General features: G+C 52.9%; 23 protein-coding genes. 12 read left to right on the top strand and 11 right to left on the bottom strand.

Annotation, left to right across the window (positions count from 1 at the left end; translation table 11 throughout):
• Positions 1-66: 66 nt before the first annotated feature.
• Genes ileS through lspA form a run of 3 tightly spaced genes read left to right on the top strand, consistent with a single transcriptional unit; the run spans position 67 to position 4,308 of the window.
• A complete protein-coding gene (gene ileS, locus IE065_RS04340) occupies positions 67-2,814 on the top strand; it encodes an isoleucine--tRNA ligase (protein WP_229792054.1) in 2,748 nt (915 codons plus the stop codon).
• A 21-nt stretch (positions 2,815-2,835) separates the two neighbouring features.
• Positions 2,836-3,744: a TraR/DksA family transcriptional regulator gene (locus IE065_RS04335; protein WP_189512202.1), complete on the top strand. Its 909-nt coding sequence runs from the start codon at positions 2,836-2,838 to the stop codon at positions 3,742-3,744.
• A 3-nt stretch (positions 3,745-3,747) separates the two neighbouring features.
• Positions 3,748-4,308: a signal peptidase II gene (gene lspA / locus IE065_RS04330; protein ID WP_189512200.1), complete on the top strand. Its 561-nt coding sequence runs from the start codon at positions 3,748-3,750 to the stop codon at positions 4,306-4,308.
• Here the strand turns inward: lspA and IE065_RS04325 are convergent.
• On the bottom strand, positions 4,305-5,153 hold the full coding sequence (locus IE065_RS04325; RefSeq protein WP_189512199.1) for a hypothetical protein: 849 nt from the start codon (positions 5,151-5,153) through the stop codon (positions 4,305-4,307). The genes lspA and IE065_RS04325 overlap by 4 nt on opposite strands.
• 185 nt (positions 5,154-5,338) lie before the next feature.
• Here IE065_RS04325 and IE065_RS04320 point away from each other — a divergent pair, with 185 nt between their 5' ends.
• The gene (locus tag IE065_RS04320; RefSeq protein WP_189512196.1) at positions 5,339-5,674 is read left to right on the top strand and encodes a glutaredoxin; all 336 of its coding nucleotides are present in this window, start codon (positions 5,339-5,341) and stop codon (positions 5,672-5,674) included.
• An 8-nt stretch (positions 5,675-5,682) separates the two neighbouring features.
• Here the strand turns inward: IE065_RS04320 and IE065_RS04315 are convergent, their stop codons facing one another.
• Complete coding sequence (locus tag IE065_RS04315; RefSeq protein WP_189512195.1) at positions 5,683-5,994, bottom strand: STAS domain-containing protein; 312 nt, start codon at positions 5,992-5,994, stop codon at positions 5,683-5,685.
• A gap of 120 nt (positions 5,995-6,114) precedes the next feature.
• Here IE065_RS04315 and IE065_RS04310 point away from each other — a divergent pair, with 120 nt between their 5' ends.
• The 3 genes from IE065_RS04310 (at position 6,115) to IE065_RS04300 (ending at position 8,508) form a co-directional block, all read left to right on the top strand.
• Entirely contained in the window at positions 6,115-7,761 is a 1,647-nt protein-coding gene (locus IE065_RS04310; RefSeq protein ID WP_189512193.1) for a SpoIIE family protein phosphatase, read from the top strand.
• Positions 7,758-8,129, top strand: a complete 372-nt coding sequence (locus IE065_RS04305) for a response regulator (protein ID WP_189512191.1) — start codon at positions 7,758-7,760, stop codon at positions 8,127-8,129. The genes IE065_RS04310 and IE065_RS04305 overlap by 4 nt, the downstream gene beginning before the upstream one ends.
• Positions 8,130-8,241: 112 nt before the next feature.
• Complete coding sequence (locus IE065_RS04300) at positions 8,242-8,508, top strand: Hpt domain-containing protein (RefSeq protein WP_189512189.1); 267 nt, start codon at positions 8,242-8,244, stop codon at positions 8,506-8,508.
• Here the strand turns inward: IE065_RS04300 and IE065_RS04295 are convergent, their stop codons facing one another.
• The 4 genes from IE065_RS04295 to IE065_RS04280 all read right to left on the bottom strand — a co-directional run bounded on the left by IE065_RS04295 (position 8,509) and on the right by IE065_RS04280 (position 12,407).
• Entirely contained in the window at positions 8,509-9,390 is an 882-nt protein-coding gene (locus tag IE065_RS04295; RefSeq protein ID WP_189512187.1) for an MYG1 family protein, read from the bottom strand.
• Between the two features lie 104 nt (positions 9,391-9,494).
• Entirely contained in the window at positions 9,495-10,241 is a 747-nt protein-coding gene (locus IE065_RS04290) for a M48 family metallopeptidase (protein WP_189512185.1), read from the bottom strand.
• Positions 10,207-10,893 carry a MazG family protein gene (locus IE065_RS04285; protein WP_189512183.1) on the bottom strand — a complete coding sequence of 229 codons (687 nt, stop codon included), beginning with the start codon at positions 10,891-10,893 and terminating at the stop codon, positions 10,207-10,209. The genes IE065_RS04290 and IE065_RS04285 overlap by 35 nt, the downstream gene beginning before the upstream one ends.
• Positions 10,894-11,027: 134 nt before the next feature.
• Positions 11,028-12,407, bottom strand: coding sequence for a lactate racemase domain-containing protein (locus IE065_RS04280; RefSeq protein ID WP_189512181.1), 1,380 nt, complete (start codon positions 12,405-12,407; stop codon positions 11,028-11,030).
• 153 nt (positions 12,408-12,560) lie between these two features.
• On the opposite strand from IE065_RS04280, the gene trpC reads away from it, so the two are divergent.
• From trpC to IE065_RS04255, 5 genes are all read left to right on the top strand, one after another.
• Positions 12,561-13,352 carry an indole-3-glycerol phosphate synthase TrpC gene (gene trpC / locus IE065_RS04275; RefSeq protein ID WP_189512179.1) on the top strand — a complete coding sequence of 264 codons (792 nt, stop codon included), beginning with the start codon at positions 12,561-12,563 and terminating at the stop codon, positions 13,350-13,352.
• Positions 13,353-13,513: 161 nt separating this feature from the next.
• Positions 13,514-15,268: a B12-binding domain-containing radical SAM protein gene (locus IE065_RS04270; RefSeq protein WP_189512177.1), complete on the top strand. Its 1,755-nt coding sequence runs from the start codon at positions 13,514-13,516 to the stop codon at positions 15,266-15,268.
• Positions 15,269-15,333: 65 nt separating this feature from the next.
• On the top strand, positions 15,334-16,167 hold the full coding sequence (rsmA, locus tag IE065_RS04265; protein WP_189512175.1) for a 16S rRNA (adenine(1518)-N(6)/adenine(1519)-N(6))-dimethyltransferase RsmA: 834 nt from the start codon (positions 15,334-15,336) through the stop codon (positions 16,165-16,167).
• A gap of 79 nt (positions 16,168-16,246) precedes the next feature.
• Complete coding sequence (locus IE065_RS04260; RefSeq protein WP_189512173.1) at positions 16,247-19,288, top strand: type 1 glutamine amidotransferase family protein; 3,042 nt, start codon at positions 16,247-16,249, stop codon at positions 19,286-19,288.
• A 49-nt stretch (positions 19,289-19,337) separates the two neighbouring features.
• Complete coding sequence (locus IE065_RS04255; RefSeq protein ID WP_189512171.1) at positions 19,338-19,808, top strand: low molecular weight protein-tyrosine-phosphatase; 471 nt, start codon at positions 19,338-19,340, stop codon at positions 19,806-19,808.
• Positions 19,809-19,835: 27 nt separating this feature from the next.
• On the opposite strand, the gene IE065_RS04250 is transcribed toward IE065_RS04255, so the two are convergent.
• The 5 genes from IE065_RS04250 to bioB are packed head-to-tail and all read right to left on the bottom strand — an operon-like array spanning position 19,836 to position 24,044.
• Positions 19,836-20,561 carry a methyltransferase domain-containing protein gene (locus tag IE065_RS04250; protein ID WP_189512170.1) on the bottom strand — a complete coding sequence of 242 codons (726 nt, stop codon included), beginning with the start codon at positions 20,559-20,561 and terminating at the stop codon, positions 19,836-19,838.
• Positions 20,558-21,157 carry a hypothetical protein gene (locus tag IE065_RS04245; protein WP_189512169.1) on the bottom strand — a complete coding sequence of 200 codons (600 nt, stop codon included), beginning with the start codon at positions 21,155-21,157 and terminating at the stop codon, positions 20,558-20,560. Before IE065_RS04245 ends, IE065_RS04250 begins: the two co-directional genes overlap by 4 nt.
• Complete coding sequence (locus IE065_RS04240) at positions 21,154-22,284, bottom strand: aminotransferase class I/II-fold pyridoxal phosphate-dependent enzyme (protein WP_189512168.1); 1,131 nt, start codon at positions 22,282-22,284, stop codon at positions 21,154-21,156. Before IE065_RS04240 ends, IE065_RS04245 begins: the two co-directional genes overlap by 4 nt.
• Positions 22,281-22,952 carry a dethiobiotin synthase gene (gene bioD / locus IE065_RS04235; protein ID WP_189512167.1) on the bottom strand — a complete coding sequence of 224 codons (672 nt, stop codon included), beginning with the start codon at positions 22,950-22,952 and terminating at the stop codon, positions 22,281-22,283. Before bioD ends, IE065_RS04240 begins: the two co-directional genes overlap by 4 nt.
• A 6-nt stretch (positions 22,953-22,958) precedes the next feature.
• Positions 22,959-24,044 (bottom strand): biotin synthase BioB, encoded by a 1,086-nt coding sequence (bioB, locus tag IE065_RS04230; protein WP_189512166.1) that lies wholly within the window; start codon positions 24,042-24,044, stop codon positions 22,959-22,961.
• Positions 24,045-24,050 lie beyond the last annotated feature (6 nt).

The following is a 24,050-nucleotide window of genomic DNA, read 5'->3' as shown; positions in this document are numbered from 1 at the left end:
CGGCGACAATGCCGACCGGCAATGGAATTAAAAGACACGTTAAATCTCCCCGATACAGATTTTCCCATGCGGGGAAATCTGGTCAAACGCGAACCCTCCCGTCTGGAACACTGGCGGAATATGGGCCTCTATGAAAAAATTCAGGCCAAAAACGCGAATGGCCCGGCTTTTATTCTGCACGATGGCCCCCCCTTCACCAATGGCGATGTGCATATTGGCACCGCTCTGAATAAGATCCTCAAGGACAGCATCTTACGCTACAAGTCCATGCAGGGATTCCGTGCACCCTATGTGCCCGGCTGGGACTGCCATGGCCTACCGATCGAGTTCAAGGTCACCAAGGATCTCCGCGAAAAAGGCAAGGACCTCCCCCCCCACCAGCTCCGCGAAGCTTGCGCCGATTTTTCCGCTTCGTACATCGAGACCCAACGCAGCCAGTTCCAACGCCTCGGCGTCCTTGCTGACTGGGCCGAGGAATACAAGACGATGAAGCCCGAATACGAGGCGACTATCCTACGCACCTTTGCCTCATTTGTGGAGCAAGGGCTGGTTTACCGCAGCAAGAAGCCCGTTTACTGGTCGATCCCCTGTGAAACCGCTCTCGCCGAAGCCGAAGTTGAGTATCAAGACCACGTCAGCCCATCAATCTGGGTTCGTTTCGAAATCTCTGGCCATCAATTCCTGCATATTGAGGACCCCCTTTACATTGTCATCTGGACAACCACCCCGTGGACCTTGCCCGCGAATCTCGCGGTGGCAGTGCACCCAGACTTGGAGTATGTCGAAGTCCAGCACAACGGCGCGACTTATCTCGTCGTCCAACAATTAGCCGAAAGCTTTATCCAGAGTTGCTCGCTCGAAGGCGCGACCCTTGGTAAAACACATGCGGGTCGTGAGTTGGAAAGCCTCCAAGCAAATCACCCGTTTATCGACCGCAAGAGCTCTGTCGTGCTGGCAGATTACGTGACCACCGAGTCTGGCACGGGCTGCGTCCACATTGCCCCCGGCCATGGTCTCGATGACTACCATACAGGCCTGAAATACAACCTCGATATTTACTGCCCACTCGACGACCAAGGCTGCTATGTTGATGACGGTCAAGTGCCAGCCGAGCTGATTGGAGTCAGTGTCCTTGAAACCAAGGGCAAATGTCCCGCCAACAGCGCCGTGCTCAGCATTCTCAAGGAAAAGGGCGCACTGCTTGCCGTTAAAAAATATGAGCATTCCTACCCACATTGCTGGCGCTCCAAGACGCCGGTCGTCTTCCGTGCGATGGACCAGTGGTTTGTGTCGCTAGATGCCCATCACATGCGTGAGAAGGTGCTCAAGCAAATCGATCAGGTCAAATGGACCCCTGATGCTGGCATCAAGCGCATTCGCAGCGCTGTGGAAACCCGCCCAGACTGGTGCATCAGCCGCCAACGCTCTTGGGGAGTGCCGATCCCCGTTTTCTACGACGAGGATAAGAACCCGCTTCTTGACGCCGATGTTATCCGGAGCCTCGCCGACAAGGTCGCCCAATCCGGCACAAATATCTGGTTTGAACAGTCTGCCAAGGACCTGCTTCAGGACGTCAATTTGCCCGCCGAATTCGATGGTAAAAAACTGACTAAGGGCGGGGACACGCTTGATGTGTGGATCGACTCCGGTTGCTCTCATCGTGCCGTGCTCCAACAAAACGAAAAACTATCCTGGCCAGCTGACCTGTATCTAGAAGGTAGTGATCAGCATCGGGGATGGTTTCAAAGCTCGATCTGGACAGCGGTCATTGCTGACGGCTCCGCCCCCTACAAAAATGTCGTCACTCACGGCTTCATCGTTGATGAGAAGGGTGAGAAAATCTCCAAATCCAAGGGCGCAATGAGCTCCGATGGATGGGTCAAGAAATACGGTGCCGACATCATGCGACTGTGGGTAGCCTCCCAAGATTACCGTGGTGACATCCGCCTGTCGGAAAACCACTTTAAGCTCATATCCAATGTCTATCGCGGGGTTCGCAACACGCTGATGTATCAGCTCGGCAATCTGGCTGGCTTCGATCCAGAAAAAAACGCCGTCAACCCTGCCGACCTGACCCCCATTGACCAATGGGCACTGATGCAAACCGCAGCCTTCGCGGGACGTGTCACCACCGCCATGGAGGCCTACGAATTCCACCGTGCGTACCAAGAGATTGACCGTTTCGTCGGCGTCACACTGTCGCGCATTTATCACGCCATCCTCAAGGACCGACTCTACACCTACGCGCCAAGTTGGAAGGAACGCACGTCCTCACAGACAGCGATTTACACGATTTTTCGCGCCCTTGTGCGCATCATCGCGCCCGTGCTCACATTTACGGCAGACGAAGCATGGAGCTTCCACACTGGTGGCGGCGAATTGGCCGACGATAGCATCCACCTGCAACCTTGGCCCAAGACGAGCGATTTTACTTATGATCCGCAAATCGCCGCCGATATTGATGCACTGATCAATTTCCGTGAGGAACGGGTAAACCTGCCCCTCGAAAAGCTGCGCGAAGAAAAGATAATTGGAGCAAATCTGGAAGCCAAAGTTCTCATTATGGCGAAGGAAGAAGAGCCGCTGTTTAAACTTCTTAAGAAGTATGCGAACGATTTACCGGAACTATTTATCGTCTCACAAGTCACTGTGGACGCAAAAGCAGAAGGCGAAGTGGAAGTATCTGCCGCTCACGCTGATGGCGAACGCTGCCCACGTTCCTGGCGCTGGGTGCCCAAGCTCGTGTCAGCTGGTGATTTCGGCGAGGTTTCGCCCCGTGACCACGATGCCCTGAAGGCCCTCAATCTAATCTAACTTTTTAAAAAGAAAAACATCATGCCCGCGAAAAAGAAAACCGCAAAAAAGGCCACCACCAGCAAATCCGCCAAACCAGGCGATAAAAAGGCCGTGAAGTCTGCTAAGGCAGATACCACGAGCAAGACCAACGGCAAGGCTGAGAAGCCTGCCGCACCCCAAAATGTTCCGGACGAAAAGACCAAGGCGCTAGTGCTAAACGCACGTCGCAGGAGCAATACTCCCTCCATGTTCAAAGTGAAGAAAGGCAAAACGCCAGTCGTCTTCACCATGGAAGATGTTGCCCAAATGCTCGAAACCAAGAAGCCTGAGCCCGAGGTCAAACCTACGGTTATTGCAAAAAAGACGGTTAAAGTAGCGGAAATTGAAGCTGACGAACCCGTTCAGAACCGTGCCCACACCGCCGCCTCACTGGCAGACATCCTTGGGTTCAATCCGACAGAGCGCCGCAGCGACAGCAATGTGCCCCCCGGTCGCCAAGTACCCAAACGCTGGCAGAGACATTACAAATTGCTATTGGAACTGCGCGATCACGTGACTGACGAACTAGAAATCCACACCGCCGACACCCTCAAGCGCTCTTCCCGCGAAGACTCTGGTGATCTTTCCGGTTATGGCCAACACATGGCTGACGCCGGTACTGACACCTTTGATCGCGATTTCGCCCTCAGTCTTGTTTCCAACGAGCAAGAAGCCCTCTACGAGATCGAAGAAGCCATCCAGCGTATTTTTGATGACTCCTACGGCATGTGTGAACACACAGGCGAGCCGATCAGCAAAGAGCGCCTGCTCGCAGTTCCTTTCACTCGCTACTCCCTTGAAGGTCAGCGCCAAATGGAACGTCAGCGCAAGACCCGGACTCAACGTGGTGGCGTCTTTGCCGACAACGACGATGATATGTCGCTCGGTGGAGACGACGACGATAATTAATCCATGGACAACACTGGCCAGGTCGTGAGTGACGCAACCAAACAGGACGTCGCCGCTCCCGCCCGCGTCAACTATGCACGACTCTGGATAATCGCCGCAGTAGTGCTCATCCTCGATCAGGTGAGCAAGCTGTGGATCGTCAATACCGTTCCCCCCGGAGCAAGTCCCTACGATGGTGGCCTAATCGCCGTCATCCCTGGTTTTTTCTACATCATTCACGTCTATAATGATGGGGCGGCTTGGGGCATGTTTAGCGGCTATTCCTATATTCTAGGTTTCCTCGGCGCTATCGCCTTGGGTGCGATTTTTTACTTTCGCCAGCAACTTGAGCTCTACCGCCCCTTCGTCCAAGTTATCTTCGGACTATTAATAGGAGGGATCGTAGGCAATATGATTGATCGCTTTGCTTACGGGCACGTTGTAGATTTTCTCGACTTCCATTTTGGCAGCTACCGCTATCCTGCATTTAACATCGCCGATAGTGGCATCACAGTCGGTGTCGCCCTTTACGTCATCGCCTCAGTCATCGAAAGCTTCCGTGATTATCGGGCGAAGAAAAGTTAGCCCAACCAGGCCCACAACCCCACAGCGAACAAAAGGCCATCGGCTAGACATCGGCGATCCTCGGGATTTCGAGGCCATTCAAAGCCATCGATCAACTGGAGAGAGAACGCGTAGAGTGCCAGCGCCATCGCAACGTGCCCCATAGCCGGTGAAAGCAATCCGCGAATCGTGATGCTAGCAACTCCGATCAACGCCGGCCATCCACGCATCCAAAAGACCCCCTCCCCCATTGCTCGAGCCAAGGACTGCCTACCCAACCGAACATCAGCGGGAATTTCCCAGCGGGCAATCAGGGCGCAATTGACGAAGCAGACTAGACCGAAAATCGCCAGTGTCACAAGGAGGCCCTTTGTCGCGGATAGGCTCAGCGATTCGCCGAAGAAAAATATGCCGATGCCAGCAGCAAAGATCAACGCAACCTGCAACTCCTTGGTCCACCGAACACGCGCTTTGTGCTGAACACCAATCGTATAGACAATGCAAATGCCCAATAAGACCAACCCCGCCTGAATCTGCGGGGCATTCAGCCCATAAAACGCCACAAAAACATCTAATAGCAGCCCCCCCCCCCAAGCAGCAAACACTAGCTTCGCATGCCGGGCTACAAAACCGTGTCGCTGTGTAGGCAGTACATCTGAATTTCTCCCCCGCACATCAAGCCAGCGATCACCCAGATAGACCAACCAAACCGAAAGCCCTAGTACCAATAGGGACGCTGGCGATACCGTGACTCCCAAGGCACTGGCAAAGGCCAGTCGCCAAGCAACCGCCACGCCTGCAGCGTCCAACGCCCAATCATTAAAAATACGCCAGAAACGAAAATTGGTCTGAACGCTAATGCTCATCGAGTGAAGCTGCGATTAAGATTAGTAACGCTTAATCTAGAACTTTTATTTGAGTCAGGCACTTCTCGTAAAATGAATGTCATAAATAACTGATGCGCGTTCTTGATTTTCTAGGATCAACAGCGTAGATTGGGGTGTATTCCCGCTTAAAACGGAACTCACTTCCAAAATACACACACAGACTTATGAAAGTAATTGCTTGGTTAAAGCCATATTGTGGATGGAGCAATGGTGTTCGCGCCATCTTCAAAAAATATAACATCGAATTCGACGACCGGGATATCATTAACAATCCGGACATCTACGCAGAAATGGTGGAAAAATCGGGCCAAAGCCTCTCTCCTTGCGTGGAGATTAATGGCGTCATGCTCGCAGACGTAAGCGGTGAGGAAGTAGAAAACTACATGCTTAGCAACCAGATCGTAGAGGCAAGTAATGCCGAAGCGGACGTTCCCACCAATGCTCCTTGCACAGATGAAGAGCATGAGCGCATGGCATCCAAGACGATGCGGTTCTTTTAAGCAGAAATTTACTCGTCAAGCAGCGTAAATTCACGCTGTAACCGCAGTAGCTCGATTACACTACGGACATGGCTAGTCACTCCGCGTAGCATGATTGTGCCACGGCCCCAGCGCTTCTGAATACCAATCAATGCGCCAACGCCGCTACTGTCAATGAAGTGCACAGAAGACATATCCAACGTGATTTGTTGCAAATTCTCTGCCCACAAAGAATCAATGTAGCGCTTAAATTCTTCGCATACGCTCGCATCAAGGCGACTGACCAGCACTTTCACCTCGAGCTGGGCCTTTTCTTGAATCAAGTGGTCAAATAGCTTCATGGGCTGAATAACACCTTAGCGGCAACTGACGTAACGAAAAGCAAAATTCGCTTTCGACAACGCGGTAGCTTCCTTTATCCTGATGTAATGATTGGCGCATTGTCCGGACAACGGTATTTAGTGCCCGCTCGATTGGGGGAAGTCAATGCGCTGCGCGAACACTTCAGCCTATTTCTGGCGGATATGGGCCTCCCCCCCATGGAAATCAATGATTGGCAACTCGCCCTCACCGAGATCTTCGCCAATGCAGTCACCCATGGCTGCCAAGAAAACGCCAAAACGCTGATCTCAGTCTCGTGGGAATCATTTGAACGGGAAATCAGCCTGAGTGTGATCGATCCTGGCAATGGCCCGCCCAAAGAAGTTATTCGAGAACCCAGACTGCCTTCCGAGACTGCCACACATGGCCGCGGCCTCTACATTGTACATAAGTTAGTCGACCGCTTTGAACACTGGCAGTCCAGCACAGGCTACTGCTGTAAGATCACACGTCGCCATGACGACATGAACGAGGCCCACTCATCCGAGGCCCTCATGGATAAAGCGATGACAGAACTGTCCACCTGCTACGAGAGCCTCGCGGCGTTCTATCGACTCGGCGAGGCACTCGTAGAAAGCGAGACAGTGGTAGACTTCCTCAAGCAGGCCGTGGCGGATATTCAAGGCGTAGCCCCGCATAACTTCTGCCGCATCTACCTTGGCGAAGTCATTCAATCAGCCTTACTCGCTGAGCTTGCCCTGTCTCATGTCGCCTTTGCTGTTCCTGCTGATTCGCTCCGAATACAGTTCGTCATGGAACAAGAGGAAGAATACAGCTGGACAGAAACAGGACGAGCCGATGATCCGAATCTGGACAATTTCCGCAGCGGCATTATCTGCCCAGTGATCGCCGCAGGCCGAGTCTGTGGCGCACTAATGCTAGCGAATCACAACGCCAAAATGGAATTGAATGCCGCAGTTCGCCACACGGTGCGCACCTTCGCGGATTTGATTGGCATCGCTGTAATGAACGCCAGCAACGCCCAAATCCGTGATCGCGAAAACAAAGCTCTCCGTGAGCTCGAGATTGCCTCCGAAATGCAGGATAAGCTCCTCCCCCTGCCCAGTTTCACCTCTGGAGAAGGTTGGAGCGCGTTTGTCCGACGGCGTTCTGCTCAGGAAGTTTCTGGCGACCATGTTGAAATCTGCGAAACACGAGGAGGCGACATTATCTTTTGCATGATCGACGTCATGGGTAAAGGCGTCCCCGCCGCGTTTCTGGCCGCAATGTTTCGTACCGCGCTACACATTAGCGTGACCTTCCAGTATTCGCTTGTCGGTCTCATGATGGCGCTCAACCGCACGCTTTGCCGAGAACTCGAAGACATGACCATGTTTGCTACATGTGCCATTGCACGCGTTCCCAAAAACCTTCGAAAAATCGAAATAGTCAATGCTGGCCACTGCCCAGTGCTAGGTTGCATAGGCGAAGGCGAGCATTTCAGCGTCGAACCTTCGGGCCCGCCGCTCGGGCTCTTTAAAGATTCAGAATACTCCGCCGAACGTTTTTCTCTCAGCGGTCCAGCACGTGTATTAATGGTCACTGATGGCCTATTTGAATGGGCGCGCGATGGCGAGATATGGGGGTGGAAGAATTTCACTGAATTTCTAATGCCACTCCAAAAAGAATCTCCTGAAACGATTTGGAAGCTATTGAGAAAAGAAATCGACGGTGCCCATGTTCCCGCCAATGACGATCAAACCTTTCTCTACTGGCAAAAATTATGAGCACGATATTAATTGCTGACGATGATCCGCTGATGATTCGGCTGCTTGAGTTCAACCTCAAACGATTTGACTGTAGGCTCATTATTTGCCGTGAAGGTCTTGGTGCCGAGCACCTCGTAAAAGTAGAACGCCCAGACCTCGCCATCATCGATGTCATGCTACCTGGAAAGTCAGGGTTTGACCTAATTGAAAGTATCCGTGCAGATCCAGACCTAGCCAATATGCCGCTAATCGTCGTTACTGGACATGGCGAGCATCAGGTGCACCAGCGACTGCTCGACGCGGGTGCCGACCGCGTATTTACCAAGCCATTTGCACCCAGTCTCCTGCAATCGGCTGTTAATGAACTTCTGAAACGGCATGCCTGACTCCGACGAATTCGCTTCACCGAGATGTGTTCAAATATTGGACGAAAACTATCTACAGCACTGGGAAGCATCCGTGGGATCAGCCATGATGCCCCACTTCATAGATGAGCTCATGAACACCTTTGAACATAGCTATGCCGAGCAAGTCGTCAAAATCGACCTCGCCTGCCAGCAAGAAAATACCGAGGTTCTCATTTCGCTCGTGCACTATGTCAAAGGTAGTTTGGGCAACTTGGGCTTGGCACGTGCCGCAGCCTATGCAAGGCAGGCCGAAACTGAGTTGCGAATTGGTAAATTCCAACGTTTTTCCGTTTTTTCTGCCAAATTGGATTACCACAAAACCCAGGGACTGAAAGCCCTCAAGGCCCGCTACGACTAACTAAGTTCGCTCGCCCGCCCCCAAGTAGGCCATCCGCAACAGCTCTTTTAAACGCTCCGTTGATTGCGCTGAAGTTTTCGCGATAAAACCGCGCTTGTGTGCAAAATGAACGTCTGATTCTCCTTCGAGACGTGTAAATTCCATCACCGGGCTGTCATTGAATTTACGCAAACCAAAGCCTTCACCACGATTGTCTGGACACGCCAGCGCGACGACCGACTGGTCTTTCTGTAACGCCTTCAGATGGAAACCTACCCCAGCCCCCGCATCGCCCAACGGGGAATTACGATCCAGAATCGCGAAGACCTCAAACGTAGCACCATCCTGTTCGATTTCCCAGAATTCACCGTGCTCAGCCAAGAATTTGATCTGCCCAGCCATGCCGCGGACGTAGCCCGCCCACTCGGTTCCAAGCGCACGCATGATTTCCCAGAGCGGATCACCGGGCAAATGGGCCGATTGACGAGAAAAGAGACGCAAAATCGTCGGATCGATCGGTGAATCAAGCCGGCGCATTTGCTCCGGCGTCACACCAATCCACTCGCCAGTTTCCTTTGGGCCGCAACAGTCAAAATGCTCAGTTGCTTCCAGCCAGTCACAAAACTGACGAGCGTGCTCGTAGAGCTCCAATTGCTGCAACACCAGCGATAACGCACAGGTCGGCACGGCGTCGCGCGGGAACTGATGATGATCGAAATTTGAGTTCTTTGGCTCATGCCGATGACCAATGTCCACCACCGCAATGCTAGCGTCAGCCAGTTCGTCTTCCGTTGGGTCACGCCGCTCGATTGGTGCTGGACATTCACTTAATAACAGGCAACACGCGAGAAAGTCGTCGCGATGCGCTCCGCCACCGTGGGTAATGATTTTCGCTAAATTCATGTGCAGCCGACAAGGCCTGACAATCGCGCTGGGGTCAAGCCAAGGAGATAACTTATATGCCCCCCCCTATTTGAGTCTCCTCCCTGTTAGGGAAGCCCACAATATTAGCTCCGTCCCAATGGCATCAACCGAGCACCAGCTGAGTTTAACTGCTCGTTGTGCGCATCCGTATTGGCATCGTATTCGCGGAGCAGGCTCCAAAACGAAGCGGAGTGATTCATCTCCTGCACGTGGGCCAGTTCGTGGTAAATCACGTGATCTTGCAAATTGGGTCGCAGTAGCACCAACCGCCAATTCAGCGATATCGTGCCAGTGCTCGAGCACGACCCCCAACGCGTCGCCTGATCACGCACGCTCACGCGCTTGATCGACACGTCGGCGATCTTCGCCAATTCCCGCGTTCGCAGGTCGATGATTTCTTGCGCAAATTCACGCACCAAACGAACAAGGTTTGGCTCTTGGTCCCCCTCGGCTGAAATGCGCAGTTCAACCTCGTCGGTTTCGGTGGAATAGACATAAAATGGCTTGGAGCGCGTGAAGCCTTGCGTGAGACGAAATGCACGACCCAGACCATACAGACGAGGATGGCGTTCCAAATATTCGCGCAACGATGTGCGCGTGGGATGCTCACTCAAGTTCCGCGAAAGCCAGTCGCCCTGGCTACGCAGAAATTCTACCGCTTCAACAAATGCACAGCGCCACGGCACAGATAAAAGCGCATGATTATGCAGCCCCACGCTTAAACGAATATGACGCGCCCGGCGCGACCGACGGATCTCGTAAGGGACCAGAAGCGCACCTTCGCTGGTGGGGACTTCAACGAGCCGGAGATTGTTCTGTTTCTGAGACACGTTCGGCGATGGAGCGTTGCGCTGCGCTGGCATGGCGACGCAATGCGGATTCTGGATCAATACCTGCCTCACGGCAGGCGGCAGCCAGCTCGAAAAGAGCGCGTCCTGCCTTTTCTTCGGTCAAGCCGTCTGCCAATTCAGCCACAACAGGCAGCGAGAACTCACCTTCCACGGGCAGTTCTTTCTTGGCGATTTGCTTGTAAATATTCAGTGCGTAACGCAGCGCAGGCAACTGCGGCGGTAGGTGCTTAAAGGGGCCATCTTCCAAGGGGCGTAAGCCGTTCTTTTTTTCCTCTTCTTTGATTTCCTCCCATTTCTTGAGCACAGCGTCGGAATCCTTTAAATCAAGATCACCAAAAACATGCGGATGGCGGCGCACCAGTTTTTCGTTAATGTCGCGGGCAACCTCATCAAATGAGAACCGACCTTCCTCCTCGGCCATCTGCGTGTGCATGATCACCTGGAGAAGCACGTCACCCAATTCTTCCTGCATGTGCTCGAAATCAAGCCGATCAATGGTGTCCAGCAGCTCGGCGCATTCTTCAACCAGACAGTCGCATAGCGAACGATGGTTCTGCTCAATGTCCCATGGACATCCTCCCGGCCCGCGTAAGCGCGCAACTGTTTCCCGTAAATCATTAATCGAAGCCATAAGTATGACCAAAGAGATATAGAATCCATGCCTCGCTCACAACACGTTTTTTAGACTGGAAACCGTTCAATAACAACAAATCCAACCCTTCAGCCTATAAAAGCGCAGGGGAAATTTCCCCCAACAACGATACTCTATCGCAGCGGTATCCCATACGGGCCGTCCTTCAAGTAGGCGACTCGCAAAGGATCGGGGCCGACGTGCTCAGCCTGAAGCTTCTCCAAGCTACGGGCGAATAGCTCGGGAATAAGCGACTCCGGCTCGCTGGCAGCGTCCACGCCCGCCAATGCCGTCAGCCGTGATCCAGCCGCCAAACGATATTCCGCCTCGCCAAACTGCGGGCTGTAGTAATGGAAATGATGCAACGGAATCTTCTTAAAAAGCCGCGTCCACATCTGCACCTGCCACTGCTCAGGAATAAAGGTCCAGTCCGGCGAAAGCAGGATTCTTTCAACCGCCTCCGCCCCGCTAAGAGTCAGAATTTGCAGCACCGTGCGATAGGCCAGACTGCCAACCGGGTCCGTATCGGTATTGTCCGCGACCATGAGCACGTGACCGCCTGGCTTGACAATGCGTGCGGCGACGGTGCCCGATTTTGCGGCCTGATAGTGGTTGATGCCTACAAAGCCCGCGTGCGTCATGACGACGTCATACTCGCCTTCGCAAGCAACCGCGGTGTAGGTCTTCAAGTGCTCGACTGCTGCCTCGTGCGCATCTTTCAGATTCCCAGCAAAAACGCCCGTCAGCCGAAACTGATGGTCCAGTGTAACGTTGACGATGTAATCCGCCCCGGCCTTGCTTGCGACTTCGAAAGACTCCTCATGGCAAGGATTGCCGTCGAGAAGTAGGTCGGTCGTGTTCGGGTGTGCCATCATCGGTGCACCATGGAACACGAATGTGCTGGCTTCACCGATCAACCCTGGACAAATCGATTTCCGCCCACCCGAGGCACCCGCCATAAAGTGGCTCTCCACGAGGCCGGTCAGGATTTTGATATCCGCGCCCAAATAACGCTGGTTGATATAAATTTCGCTACCACGCTCAGTCTGCCCCAAATGGGTCAGCCACTCATCTTCCTGGCAGTCGTGGTTAATCACCTTCACGCCAGCTGCAAGCACGCGAGCGTCGATCATATTCGTGATCTCGGCATCAGTTAGCCCGCGGTGCATGCCTGTCGCCACTAGCACGATAATTTCCTCGGCCCGCACCTTGTGCTGAAGCAGACGCTCCACAATAGGCCACAAGATCCCGGACTCACCTGTGTAGGGCACTGGACGGGTATTATCAGAGATGACAATCACTGCCGATGGATCGGCGTTGAGCAATAATTTGTGTTTTATGATCTCATCTAAGCCTGGGCTTCCAATCGAGTCATTGAGGGCCTCTTGCACGCACTGTATGGGATTCTCCAACGCAACCGGCGTCCCCATTGTTAGGATGTCTACTTCGTTGGGAAAGGTCAGCTCGATATTGGAGGGGCCAAAGGGCAGATGGGTTGTCTGGAGGGTGCTCATGAGAGGAACATTCTCATACCGCAAATTGGGCCGGTCAATCTCAACCAATGACATTGGCATATAGATGATATGGCCCCTTAAAGCAAAATGAAGTTGAACAAGCCTCCCGCCTTGCCAGCGGGAATATATATGATTTCATTTCTTCCTTACACAATGGACAAACTTGCTGAAATCATGGCGCATAAGCGCGAGGAGATTGAACACCGCATCCGACCGGTGCGCGACAGCGAACTCAATCGCCTCAGTCAAAACCAGACAGGCAAGAGTTTTGCTGAAGCACTACGTGCGCGCCGTGGCCTAGCGGTGATTGCCGAAATCAAACGGCGTTCGCCCTCTGCTGGGCAGATTGCCGAGCTCCCCGACGCCACCGAGCAAGCCCGTAAATACCAGAACGCCGAAGTCGATTGCCTATCTGTACTCACGGACGAAAAATACTTCGGCGGCAGCCTGCGCGACCTCTGGAATGTCACGGATTTCCTCAGCGACCACCGCCGCGATATTCCATGTCTGCGAAAAGATTTTTTCGTCCACCCAATCCAGATTGTCGAAGCTGCAGAAGCCGGTGCACGTTGTATCCTAATCATCGTCCGAGCACTCGAAGACGACGAAATCGACCGCCTGTACGATGCCGCCCAAGCTGCTGGGCTCGACGCCCTCTTCGAGGTCCACACTGAGCGAGAGCTCGATCGTGCCTTGGAATTTGGCCCACGTATTGTCGGAGTCAATAACCGTGATTTGAGCCGTTTTGTCACTGATCTGGCAATTTCCGAACTCATCATCCCACAGATGCCCGACGACGTGATTCCGGTCAGCGAAAGCGGCATTTTCACGCCCGAGGACGCGGCCCGTGCTCATGCTTGCGGTGCCCAAGCAATTCTAGTCGGTGAGGCTCTCATGCGTGAGGAAGACCCAACGGACCTCGTCAAAGCATTTCATCAGGCTTAAAGAAGGCAGAAGTCTAATTGCCAGCATCAGCCACGCTTAAAAGAGCGGCAGCTGCTTAATTATTTGCGGTGCTTGAGCGAATCGCCAGCAACGCTTCTAAGAGACTCATACTCACGGTTTATCATGGGTTTTTCGCTGGAATGCGTGTCCACTCTCAACACATGCAAACTAGTTCAACACTTTCACCACAATCCATTGCCCCCCCCCCCCTGCACCCTCGTCACCCTCGGGGATCGCACACGCGCATTTTGTTGACCAGCGTCTTTGGCCCTTATGCTCAAGATGACGAATATGGCAGCCGCAAGCTCAACCCAATGGAGCTTTACCATAATCAAGTAACGCGTACGCAGGGTCCATTTTCACTGCGGATGTTTCATCGTAGTTGGGGCATTATGATGATCCAGGCTAATATCTTGGCACCGTGCACCGTCTTGGATTTCCCTGTCCGTGAACGCTTTATCCAAGAGCTTAAAGACCACGAATACGACGTTATCGGCATTACGGCGATCACACCGAATATTCTGAAGGTTAAGCACATGTGCGCCTTGATTCGTGAGCATCAGCCACAGGCGAGAATTATCATCGGCGGACACATTGCGAATATTCCTGATCTCATCGAACGCGTTGAGGCAGACCATGTCGTCCGTGGTGACGGCGTACGCTGGTTTCGCCAATATCTCGGGGAGGATGTCGGTCGCCCGCTCAATCACCCCGCAGTGCTATCCGGCTTAGGTGCCCGGTCCGCAGGATTCACGCTCAAACCTAAGCCAGGAGATACCGCCGCGACTCTGATTCCCTCCGTCGGTTGCCCGATTGGCTGCAATTTCTGTTCCACATCCGCTATGTTTGGTGGCAAGGGGCGGTTCATTAACTTCTATCAAGATGGCGATGAACTATTTCGCATCATGGAGCAGCTAGAGCAACGTCTGCAAGTGAACAGCTTCTTTGTGATGGATGAGAACTTCCTCTTTCACCGTAAACGCGCCCTACGCCTGCTAGAGTTGATCGAGGCGCACGGCAAGGCATGGTCTCTCTACGTTTTCGCATCAGCAAACATTCTACGCAGCTACTCCATCGAACAGCTTGTCCGCCTAGGTATCAGCTGGGTCTGGATGGGAATTGAGGGCAAGGACAGCCAATACAAAAAATTGTCCGGCATCGATACCTTCGAGCTTGTTCGCGAGTTGCAATCCCACGGCATCCGCGTCCTCGGTTCGACTATCATCGGACTGGAAAATCATTCCCCGAAAAACCTGCCCGATGCGATTGAGCACGCGGCCAAGCACGATACGGATTTTCACCAATTCATGCTCTATACGCCCATTCCAGGGACAGCGTTACACCGTGAATTGACCGACAAGGGCGTCATGAAGGACGAAAATGAGATAGACCCAGCCGACATCCATGGCCAACTGACCTTTAATTATAACCATGCAAATATCCCTGCCGGCACGGAGGGCGACTGGCTTCTTCGCGCTTTCAACCGAGAATACGAGCGTAATGGCCCGAGCATTATCCGCATTGCCCGCACCACGCTGGCAGGCTGGAAGCGCTACGGGCATCACCCTGACACACGCATCGCCCAACGTTTTCGGCAAGACGGTAGTAATCTGGCCACAACCATGCCACCCGTCATCCGTGCGGCAATAAAGCACTTCCGCCAACAACCAGAAATCCAGCAAAAGCTGCGTGCCATTCTACGCGACATCCATAAATGCTTCGGTTGGCGCTCACGTCTTGCCGCGCTGGCCAGCCCTATCGTGGGCAAGAAGATTCGTGACGAAGCCAAGCGCCTGGCCACTGGGTGGACCTACGAACCACCCACCTTCTATGAGCGTAACGAATACCGTATGGACACCCCCAGCATCCCGCTTTGCGAATATGCCGAGCCAGCCTGTATTGCTGCGCACGCATAGCGAAGATCCTATGTGGTCGACTAAATTTGCTCGCAAGCAGCGAGGGTGTTACGCTGAATGCCGACATGCCATTGTCTCCCAGCGACACCCGCGCACTGCTTGAGCGGCTCGGCCATCGACCTAACAAACGACTCGGCCAGAACTTCCTGATAGACGGCAATATCGTCCGGAAGTCGCTGGAACTTGCCTATTTACAACCCGATGACTGTGTCGTAGAAATTGGACCTGGCCTCGGCACACTATCCTCCGCTCTCCTTGAGGCTGGCGCACAGGTTTGGGCGATAGAGTTCGATCCGCGCCTTCACGACAATCTCGCCAACACACTCGCACCAGAATGGCCGGATAAATTTCACCTAATTCATGGTGACGCGATTGATCACCCCCGCGCTGGGTTCGCATTGCAAAATAATTACAAGATTATCGCCAATTTACCCTACGCGATCTCAACACCGTGGATGGAAAAAATCCTCGCAGGCCCCCTTCCCGACCGCCTCGTTTTGATGCTCCAAAAAGAGGCCGCTGACCGCTTTACCGCTACGCCCGGCCACAAGAACTACGGCGCGATTTCAGTTTTCATTGAGGCCTCCTATCAGCGTCGCCCTGGTCACCGTGTCGCCCGACAATGCTTCTACCCAACGCCAGACGTCGATTCCACGTTACTTCATCTGGAGCGCTTACCCGACGCCTTCCATTTTAACACAGCACAACGAGAGACGATCCGTGCAATTTTCACCCAACGTCGTAAACAAATCGGCAGCCTTGTTAACAAACATCAGCGCGCCTCTGAGTTGCGCCCGTGGCTCAAGGAATTAGCCGCACTCGGTATCCCCGAGACGACTCGTCCAGAAGCCATTCCACTAAATGGTTGGCGTAAAATGCCAGTGTTGGTTTCAAGTTGAATTCGCATGCTCTGGGCTTGCTTCACTAAATACAATCAGTCTGGTATCCCACGATAACCAAACGTTAGGAACCCCAGCCATGACCTTTGATCTCGAACGTTTCCGCACTCCGCCCGCCAAATTACGAGGGGCGCCTTTTTGGTCACTCAACCATGACCTGACCGACCACGATCGTCTGCGCGAACAGATCGACGCCTTTGCTGAAATGGGCATTGGTGGCTACCACCTCCATGTCCGCGCTGGTCTGCAAAATGATTACCTAGGAGAAGAATTCATGGCTGCGATTTCCGCCGCCCGCGACTATGGCGCGAGCAAAGGCATGTTAAGCTACCTCTACGACGAAGACACTTGGCCGTCTGGTTTTGCTGGTGGTGCCGTCACCACCGAGCTCACGCATCGTCGTAACTGGGTCGACCTGCATAAGGGTCAACCACCCGAACTTATATCAGAATATCGCCAGCCCTTGTGCGCCTATCGCGTCAAGTTGGATGCAAAAGGCAGAATACTCGACAGTCAACGCATCCCCTACGATGATGGAGACGAAGAATGCTGGTTTCTAACACACGTCATTGCAGAAAACAATGATCGCTACAATGGCGCGGCATACGTGGATACGTTAAGTACTGCAGCGATTGATGCCTTTATCGCCAGTACTCATGAGGTCTACCGCCAACATTTCGGGGGCGAATTCCCAGCGGACATCCCCGCAATTTTCTCTGATGAACCAAACTTCGGGCCCAACGCAACTCTGGCCCAGCCCTTTGGTGGCAGAACAACTTTCGCTTGGACAGGTGACCTGCGTGACTCCTTCCATGAAGCCTATAGCACTGAGCTACTCGACATACTACCTTACATTGTCTGGCCAACGCCCAGTGGGCCAAGCCCTTGGCGCTGGCGATATTGGGACCACCTTAGCGAACGATTTGCTCGTGCATTCGGTGACCGCATTGGCGGCTGGTGTGGACAACATGGCATCGCGCTAACTGGCCACATGCTCAATGAAGACTCTTTAACCAGTCAGGTTGCCAGCGTTGGCGAGTGCATGCGTCAATATCGTGGCTTTCAAATTCCCGGCGTCGACCTACTCTCCGACGACTATCTGCCTGCCACTGTAAAACAAGCAGTAAGCGTCGCCCGACAAGATGGCCGTGATGACGTGTTGAGTGAACTCTATGGCGTAACCAACTGGGACTTCCCTTTCTCCGGCCACAAGCTACAGGGTGACTGGCAGGCCGCACTTGGCATTACCCTGCGTGTCCATCACCTAGCATGGCTTAGCATGGAAGGCCAAAGCAAACGTGACTTTCCAGCCGCAATTGGCCCACAGTCGCCATGGTATCGTGAGTACTCTGTAGTCGAAGATCATTTTGCCCGTGTTGGTGCAGCGCTCACCACAGGCCGCCCGATCGTCCGAATCGGTGTAGTCCATCCCGTCGAAAGTATTTGGTTGCACCGTGGTGTTAATAGTCTTGATGGACCCACTTCCGAGCAAATTGAGCAAGATTTTAAGCAAACCGTAGATTGGCTCCTCGAAGGAGCATTCGATTTCGATTTCATTGCTGAATCCCTACTTCCCCAACAAGAGAATCAAACCGAAAAACCTGTTTTGAAAGTCGGCCAAATGGCCTATGAAGTCATTGTTCTACCCAGCATGACTACCATTCGACGTAGCACGCTGAAAAGCCTGAAAGACTTCCTCAAACGTGGCGGAACAGTCGTTATCATGGGCACGTTTCCCGCATGCTTTGATGGCGAACAGAGTCACGAACCTAAGCAATTACTTTGTGATGCAAAGCAAATCAGTTTTAACTCTATGGCGCTGTGCGAATCCCTCGAATCTTGGCGAGAAATCTCTATAACCAATGCCAGCGGATATCCAATAACTACTATAAACCACCAACTTCGGCAGACCGGAGAAGAGCGTATTTTATTCTGCAGTAACAGAATCAGACGCGACCTTGAGTCCCGACCTTGGGACACTTTCAATCATACTTCGTCAATTAGAGTACGCGGTCAATGGCAAGTCCTTGAGCTAGATACCGAGACTGGTGGCGAATCTCCCTGCGCCTACCATCAAGATTACGACTGGACGGTGATCCCATGGGAATGCCATCCTCAGAGCCATCGCTTGTTACGACTAATTCCTGGCGCTGGCCAATGTGATCTGCTTTCTATTAAATGGAGTGTGCTGGGTGATTGTGCCGAGCCGATAAGCGTCACCCGCAATGAACCAAATGTGCTCTTGCTTGATCGCCCAGAATGGCGAATGGCAGATGAGTCTTGGCACGCCGCTCAAGATAGCATGATGACACAACTCGAGCTTTCGAAACGCTTTAACTGGCCGGACTGGGCTCAGCCATACTCGGTCAAGGACGCTGGCCCGAAACATCGGATTGATTGCCGCTTCACCATAATTTGCGATGCGGATTTTGCTGGCGTTCAATTGATGTGCGAGCGCCTGAACGAAGCGACGATCACGCTTGATGACAGGCCTCTCACCGCTCTGGCTTCGGGGTGGTGGGTCGACCGTGATCTTCCCACAATGCTTCTACCCACGCTCACGGCCGGCGAACATAAATTGGAAATTTCACTCGAGTTGGACGCCGTCAACCGCCACCTGGAATGGTGTTACCTACTCGGCGACTTCCACGTTTCAATACGCGGCGCACATGCTCGTCTAACTTCTACACTGCCCATATACTGGGGCAATGTTGTCACCCAAGGATTACCTTTTTACGGCGGAAACCTCGACTATGAATGCGTGATCCAGATTGATTCGCCTGACCTCTATTCACTTCGTTGCCCGAACTTCGGTGGTTCGTTGCTACGCGTTTGGTGTAATGATGCTGATTGCGGACCGATCGCATACGCGCCTTATCGCGCCGAGCTAGGCAAACTCGCCGTCGGCAAACACCATCTGCGCATTCGTTGCTACGGTAACCGTGCTAATACTTTCGGCACTGTGCACAACAATCGCCCCGAATGGAGTTGGTGGGGACCGCCCGGTTGGCGCTTGGAAAACGAAGGACGCAACGATGTGTGGCAACTCTACCCCGCAGGTTTAACTCGCGCACCCATGCTTGAGCGTCTAGCGACTGAATCAGCAAAGGCTAACGCTTAAGCGGGCGCGATTTCCTTGCCGATGCCCAGTACCTCGCTAGCTTTAAAAAATGAAAAGCATACTCTTTCTGTGCATGGGCAATATCTGCCGTTCACCAGCGGCTCATTGTGTCTTTCAATTCCTCGTTGATGAAGCGGGATTGAGTGAGGCATTTCATATTGATTCAGCAGGCACCATTGGCTATAATGAAGGCTCACCGCCAGATCACCGAATGCAAGCTGCAATGCGCCAACGAGATATCCCTGTCATCGGTCATTCGCGCCCTCTCACGTCGCGCGACTTGAAGGAATTCGACCTGGTTTTGGCCATGGACCGAGCAAACTTAGCGGACGCCAGACTCCTCGCTACCAACGATCAGCAACTGGAAAAAATTCAACTTTTCGCAAACTTCTGTACCAATCATAACCTCACCGAAGTGCCCGACCCCTACTACGGCGGCAGACATGGATTTGATCATGTTATGGATATTGTCGAAGACGGTTGTGCTGGCTTGTTAAAAAACCTGCAGCCCAATGCCTGATCAGATAAACTGATTACGGCATCGAACTCAGGCCATCGCTTGTATACGACAGAAGGTCCAGTTTGCGTAAACGCCACCAGACTCAACTGCATGTAAACGATCATACTCACGAATCAATTTGCGTAAATTTACGCCACTCATCGCATCACGACTGACCGCACCTACGCCATGCAGACTTCGCAATAGACCCAAAGCACTGGGATAAATAATGCAGCGTGTCTCCGACTCAAATCGCTCAAGAGTCCATCCGGCATCCTTAAAGGCCGCCGTCCATTGATTTGGAGTCAACCAAGTAAGCGGCATCGAACCATCGCCCTGCAAATTTCGCAGTTCAGGAAGCGTCGGGTCCACGTAAATTCCATGCAACATGCGCGCACCTTTGGGCAACTGATCATGCCATAAGCGAAGCACATTGACCGGATCAGGGTTCCACTGCATCAGGCTTGACGAGAGAACCATACTCACGGATGAATCCAGCCCCGTTCCATTCCACGCATCCCCTTGCATCCACGTTGCTTGTGGCACATGCTCGCGACCAAGCTCCACCATTCTTGGTGCCATATCGACAGCACGTAGATGGGAAAAACAAGGCAACGCTCGACGGGTAAACATTCCTTCGCCAGCGCCAAACTCTACCGCGTTTCCGTTCGCACAAATCGCGGGATCCAGCCACTCGGCCAGCCAGTCCGCCATCTGTCTTTGCACCATCGCATGCTCGGCATAACGGTGTGCGCATTCGTCAAATCGCATCATGCCGCCGTCTCCTTAATTAATTCAGTCAAATCATGGCCAGCATCCGGAAGAATTGTTAACTCAGGCCAGACTTGTTGCATGAAGGCACCATTCAACAGTGCATCGGCTTCGCCAATGCAACCACGAACATTCTCCCATCGCCAGTAATCAACGCTTGAGCCTTGGAGCTGCTCGATCCCCCAGATCAAATCCTCGATCGAATAGGGCGGCTGTTCGACGCTACATTGAATTCCCCCCTGCTGATAAAAATCGTTTAGCGCAGCCACAGGATCACGGCGCAACCAACGCAGCAAAATCGCCAAGCGCGCACCTCTTACCCGCCCGCCAAGCAACGCCTCTGCTTTAAAATCCAAAATGGGGGCCAACAGCGTCATCGGTTTGGTCGGGAGTTTTGCATAATTCCGTAACAATAAAAATGCTCCAAGCGAATATCCGCCGAGAGAGTCAGCTTGGTCGCAACATTCAACAAACTTTGTAATACAGAGCTCACCCGGATAAAATACCTTGTGCGTTACACTCGGCCAATTATTAGAAAGCGTCTGCTGCTGTTGCTCGGGCGACAAACCCCAGCCACCAATCCAGAGACAGAGACTCATACCAAAGCCTCCTTTAATAAGGAAACTAAGCGACCTTCGTCGGCTTCGCTAATTTCAATATTCAGTGAAATACGTAATCGGCTACTGCTGGTGGGAACTGTAGGCGGACGGATTGCACCAACCAAAAATCCGTATTCGCTTAACAACTGAGCAATGCTGAGAGTGCGGGCGGCGTCACCAATCAAAATCGGAACAATGGGGGAATCTCCAGTTGGTGCCCCTGAAATTTGTCGACGAAAATTCCTCGACCGTGCCTGCCAATAAGCACGCTGACTGCTCATCAGTGTCGTCAGTTCCACTGCCTTACTCGCAGCAACAGCGCATACCGGTGCCAGGTAAGTTGAATAGATAAACTCTCCAGAAAAATTAATAAGATAATCTCGCAATGAGGCTTGATGAAACAAAGTAAAGGCACCCATCGACCCCAACCCCTTGCCGAGCGTCCCCACCATAATGTCAACTTGAGGCGCTACCTGCATGGCTTCCGCCAAACCGCTGCCTTGCTCACCATACCAACCGATGGCGTGCGCCTCGTCCAAAATCCAGATAAAATCATACCGATCCTTCAATGCCGCAATCGCCTTCAAATCTGGATAGTCCCCATCAACCGAGAAGACGGATTCAGTCACCACAAACACATTACAGTCCGCATCACGCTCACCGGCGAGCAAATGCTCCAAGTGCTCTATGTCGAGATGACGATATCGCTGCAAACGCACCCCCGAACGCAGAATCCCATCGATCATACTTTGGTGAATCAAGCGGTCCGCCAACACCAGATCTCCGCGTTTGGGCAAACGACCAAGCACCGCTTGATTTGCTGAATAACCAGCGTTCCAAACCAGTCCATAACTAAATCCTGCCCAGTGCGCCAACTGCTCCTCCAGCGCCGCATGGGCCGCGGTGTAGCCGGAGACCAATGGAGACGCCGAAGACGATCCGCCCCAGAGCGCAAGTGCCTCTTGACCTGCTGCGATCACTTCTGGATGTCGCGACAGTCGCAGGTAATCATTATTGGATAAATCAATCGACACGCTCTCGGCCAAACGTGGCGTCAGTTTACGTCGCAAGCTGCTCGCATCGCGCTCGTTAATCGCATCTTCGATACGCCCCCAAAAACTGCTCATGACATCAACCATGGTGCCTCCAATCGACGGGGTAGTTCCGCACAATAATCTTGAGCAGCCCATAAGGGGAAATTCAAGTCAGCCAAGGCTGATTCATTTACCTCACGCACAGCAGCGGGCACATTCGGCTGTGGTTGATTCAACCACCAACCAGCATTCAGTGACTTGGCCTTGGCATAATGCGCCAAGAGACGTGCCTGATTGATTGCACCAAGCCGATCTTCAATCACTAACGCGACAAAATCCGCATCAATAGCTTGAGCGAAATCAGCCCAATCGCGCGGAGTCTCCCCTGTACTCAATGGCACAGCTAAGCCTCCAGCACCTTCGATAATTCGCCAATCGCAGTTGGGCAATGCCTGTAACTCGCTAACCAATTCGTCAAAATCCAGCGTGGCACCTTCACGCAAGGCGGACTCCACTGGGGCCATCGGCAAGGCATATCGGTGGAGGGTATGCACAGTCACTTTGCCTTGCAAAGCAACTCTCTCTTGCAACGCTGCACCGACCAATTCCGCGTCGCCGAATTCGCCTGAAGCCACCCCGGTCTCCACGGGCTTAACCACTTGCACCGTGGCACCTTGCCGCACGAGTATTCTGGCCACGCTTGTCGTGACCCACGTCTTGCCGACACCGGTATCGTTTGCCGTAATGAAGACCGTTGGCATTAGCCGCTAAGCTTTTGTCACTTCTGCCTCTGCGTGGCTGTGGTCATGATCATGATCACAATCGCCACCGCAAGCGTGCGCCCAATAACCAGCGCCTTCAGGAAGGTGATCTTCAAACGGGTCTTCAGCATCCGCAGCGGCATGGATAGCACGCGCATCATCTGGGGACAGCGGATGCAACCCCAGCCTATCGAGCAAGCGGTGGTCATCGGATGCATTTGGATTCGCTGTCGTAAGCAGTTTATCGCCCAAGAAAATACTATTCGCGCCAGCTAAGTAACACAGTGACTGTAGCTCATCGCTCATTTCCGTACGGCCTGCGGACAACCGCACCATCGCTTTAGGCATAATGATACGCGCCGTAGCAATCGTTCTCACAAACTCAAAGCTATCGACAAATTTTTGACCTTCTAACGGTGTGCCAGCAACCGCGACCAGCGCATTGATCGGCACCGAGTCAGGCTGGGGATCCATATCTGCCAGCTCTTTTAACATTAGCAAGCGATCGTCGATGGATTCGCCCATACCGAGAATACCGCCGCTGCAAACTTCCATTCCAGCCTTACGCACATTGGCCAATGTTTCCAGACGATCGTCATAGCTGCGTGTGGTAATGATCTTCGAGTAATACTCACGCGAGGTATCGAGATTGTGGTTATATACATCGCAGCCTGCTTCTTTGAGGCGCTTGGCTTGGTCGGAATCGAGCATGCCCAACGTGCAGCAGACTTCCAAGCCAAGTTCTTTCACCCCGCTCACCGTTTCGATAATATTATCGAACTGAGTATTGTTGTAGATACGACGCCATGCCGCACCCATGCAAAAACGTGATGCCCCACCTGCCTTGGCAGCATGAGCATCTTGCAAAATCGTCGGCGTATCCATCAACGTTTCTGGCTCTACAAAGGTCTTATTGTGGGCGGATTGTGGACAATAGGCACAGTCCTCCGGGCAACGACCAGTCTTGATCGACTTAAGCGTGCAAAGCTGCACCCCTGCCGGATCTTGGTATTTCTGATGAACCTGCTGAGCGCGGAAGATCAGAGTCGTTAATGGCAAGTTGTAGATGTTGCGTATTTCGTCGAGTGTCATGGTGTG

Source organism: Cerasicoccus arenae (assembly GCF_014651635.1).
Lineage (GTDB): Bacteria > Verrucomicrobiota > Verrucomicrobiia > Opitutales > Cerasicoccaceae > Cerasicoccus > Cerasicoccus arenae.
Note: the sequence above shows the minus strand (reverse complement) of the source record. Positions and strands in the feature narration are given on the sequence as shown.